This window comes from Tumidithrix helvetica PCC 7403 (genome assembly GCF_965232925.1).
Classification (GTDB): domain Bacteria; phylum Cyanobacteriota; class Cyanobacteriia; order Pseudanabaenales; family Pseudanabaenaceae; genus Tumidithrix; species Tumidithrix helvetica.
Genome location: NZ_CBDDRA010000061.1, coordinates 1 through 3,198, shown reverse-complemented (window position 1 = coordinate 3,198; position 3,198 = coordinate 1). Strand labels below are relative to the sequence as shown.

The 3,198-nt window shown below is 45.5% G+C and carries 3 protein-coding genes; 1 reads left to right on the top strand and 2 read right to left on the bottom strand.

Going from position 1 to position 3,198, the window contains the following annotated elements; translation table 11 throughout:
- Positions 1-298 precede the first annotated feature (298 nt).
- A complete protein-coding gene (gene gmk, locus ACP2WE_RS25925; RefSeq protein WP_425218405.1) occupies positions 299-859 on the bottom strand; it encodes a guanylate kinase in 561 nt (186 codons plus the stop codon).
- A 121-nt stretch (positions 860-980) separates the two neighbouring features.
- Positions 981-1,241 (bottom strand): extracellular matrix/biofilm regulator RemA, encoded by a 261-nt coding sequence (gene remA, locus ACP2WE_RS25920; RefSeq protein ID WP_330484876.1) that lies wholly within the window; start codon positions 1,239-1,241, stop codon positions 981-983.
- A gap of 426 nt (positions 1,242-1,667) precedes the next feature.
- Between remA and trxB the strand changes: the two genes are divergently transcribed.
- Positions 1,668-3,032 carry a thioredoxin-disulfide reductase gene (gene trxB, locus ACP2WE_RS25915; RefSeq protein ID WP_425218404.1) on the top strand — a complete coding sequence of 455 codons (1,365 nt, stop codon included), beginning with the start codon at positions 1,668-1,670 and terminating at the stop codon, positions 3,030-3,032.
- The last annotated feature ends 166 nt before the right edge of the window (positions 3,033-3,198 follow it).

Below are 3,198 nucleotides of genomic sequence, written 5' to 3'. Positions count from 1 at the left end.
CTTCTATGCAATCTGTGTCAATTGCCATTTAGCTTCTAATTCTCTTTTCATGTTTGAGCTTGACTTAGCCTTTGCAATTTCTTGCTCTATTTTCTCGTGCCTTTCTGTTGCTCTTGCCTTGCTGCCGATTAGTCCAAACTAAAGGAAATAACAATCTCTCAGAATATGCAAATCCTTGCTGCACTGGGATTGCAAAATTGGTACAAAGTCTCCTGAATTCCAAAAAACCCTAAAATATCACAAACATCTCAAACAAGATGCTTGCTGCTGCTAAATTTAACACGTCGGTTTAAGGGTTTCAGGCTGAAAAAATTGCTTTCTCTAATTGTTGGAGTGCATCCTCCAGATTGTCGTTGATGATGATTTGGTCGAACTCTGGAGCTGCGGCAACTTCTTTCCTAGCATGTTCCAATCGCTTGGCGATCGCTTCATCGCTATCTGTGCTCCGTTGGCGCAATCTTTGCTCTAACACTTCCATCGATGGCGGTGCGATAAAGATACGCTTAGCACTGGGAAAGGTTTGGGCGACTTGTCTTGCCCCTTCGAGCTCGATCTCTAAGAGAACGATTTGACCGAGTGCAATCCAATCTTCTATGGCTCGACGGGGCGTGCCATAGAGATTGCCCGCATATTCTGCCCATTCTAAAAACTCGCCCTCTGCCCGACTTTGTTCGAACTTTTGACGCGTCCAAAAGAAATATTCTCTGCCATCGACTTCGCCAACACGGGGCTGGCGAGTAGTTACGGAAATCGAGAATAAGATTTTGCCTTGATGGCGATCGCAAAGGATTTGCAAGAGCGTCCCCTTTCCAACCCCACTAGGGCCTGTGACCACAATCAGTTGACCTGTACTTAGCAAACCTACCTACCTATATATCAATCTTCGTAGTAGCGCGTAATTAAAACCAAGATGGGAGTGAGAACTACCCCCATACGCAAGCAGTTCTCGATATTTTGGAATTGACTACTGCTATTCATTGTCACTCAGCTAGACTCTCTTTACTGACCACAAATCGATTTGCCACAGTTTCAGGTTGAATTGCCGATAAAATCACATGACTTGAGTCTGTAATAATTACAGCTCTGGTACGACGGCCATAGGTAGCATCAACCAATTGTCCGCGTTCGCGAGCATCGCTGATGATACGTTTGATCGGGGCAGACTCGGGGCTAACGATCGCCACAACGCGTCCAGCCGCAACAATATTGCCAAAGCCGATGTTGATGAGCTTAATATCCATAGTTTGATTAATTTATAGCGTGATGAATTTGGTTAGGCTCATCTTTATGGAAATATAGACCCTATTCTATACTGATTCCATTTTGCCTAATCGTGTCAAATCTGCTTCTGAACGAGATCAGAAGTCATGTCAATTTTTGAAAACCTTGCCTTAAACCCCTAAGGAGATCTAGCATGACATAGTTCTGTATCTCCCCCTTATACTATTTATACCCCGATCTTTCGCAATAGCGATCGTCTTTTCCGCCTAATTTTGCGATCTCTCTCTTTAATTTGACCAAATTTGACCCACACTCCGTCTTTAGAGAGAAAATTTTAGTCTGGCTAACACAAAATTAACCACTTCGGTTAAAGTAGTAGAATAAAGTCATAATGAGTACGACTTATAGAATTAAGAATGCATTTAGTGAATCAGGATAGTAAGCAAATGGTCGAAAATGTTGTAATTATTGGTTCGGGACCTGCGGGATACACCGCTGCCATCTATGCTGGACGTGCTAACCTCAAGCCCTTTGTATTTGAGGGGTTTCAAGCAGGAGGTCTGCCCGGCGGTCAGCTCATGACAACCACCGAAGTGGAGAACTTCCCTGGCTTTCCTACGGGCGTGATGGGGCCGGCACTGATGGGCTTACTCAAAGCCCAAGCCGAAAATTGTGGCGCAGAACTTCACACAGAAGATGTTACCTACGTCGATTTAAGTCAACGTCCTTTTATCGTGCGTTCTGAGAGTCAAGAAGTACAGGCGCATAGCATCATTATTGCCACTGGGGCAACCGCAAAGCGATTGCATCTTCTTGGCGAAGCTGAGTTTTGGAATAAGGGCATCTCGGCATGTGCGATTTGTGACGGCGCGATCCCCATGTTTAAAGGTGTGGAACTTGCGGTTGTGGGTGGTGGTGACACAGCCGCAGAGGAAGCCATATTCTTGACCAAGTATGGATCTAAGATTCATCTATTGGTGCGAAGCGATCGCATGCGGGCAAGTAAGGTCATGCAAGATCGGGTTTTAGCCCATCCCAAAATCGAAGTGCATTGGAATACTGAACCCCTTAATGTCTATGGCAGTGAAACGATTAAGGGCATAAAACTGCGGAATACTGCGACAAAACAAGAAAGCGATTTACCCGTTGGTGGCTTGTTCTACGCCATCGGACATAAGCCCAATACCGATTTGTTTGCGGGACAACTCGAACTCGATGCCACGGGTTACATTATCACCCAAGGCAAATCGACAAAAACCAGTGTAGAAGGGGTCTATGCCTGTGGAGACGTGCAAGATCACGAATACCGACAAGCAATTACTGCCGCAGGTAGCGGTTGTATGGCAGCTTTAGAAGCAGAGCGATGGCTATCCGTCCAGGGTTATGGCGAAGAGTTCCATGCCTCAGCAGAGAAGCCCGTAAAAGAAGCAGAAAAGACAGCCGAAGAAACCCCAGATGTCGTGTTTACGGATGACATTACCGATACACAAACCTATTATCAAGGTAGCATTGCCCTGCGAAAGCTTTACCATGACACTGAAAAGCTAATTATGGTGAAGTACACGTCAGCCCATTGCGGTCCCTGCCATGTGATGAAGCCGATGCTCAAAAAAGTAACGGATGAGTTTCTAGGTCAGATCTGCGTTGTCGATATTGATATCGAGGTCGATCCAGAGATTGCCGAAGCTGCGGGAGTAATTGGTACGCCTACGATTCAGTTTTTTAAACGCAAAGATAAACTGGGTGAGATGCGCGGCGTGAAGCAAAAGAGTGAGTTTCGCACCGCGATCGCGCAATATCTCAATGTCTAAGAGCATGTTTGAGAAGCTCTTACCCCCTCTAGCTCCCCCTTGCAAAAGGGCAGGGCTGTTTCATTCTTGAGTAAATAGGAGAAAAGAAGTAAACCTAAAGGCAAAATGAGAGTATTTGCTTGATATTATGGCTTAAATGGCTAATTGCCTCCGTCAAAGCATCAAA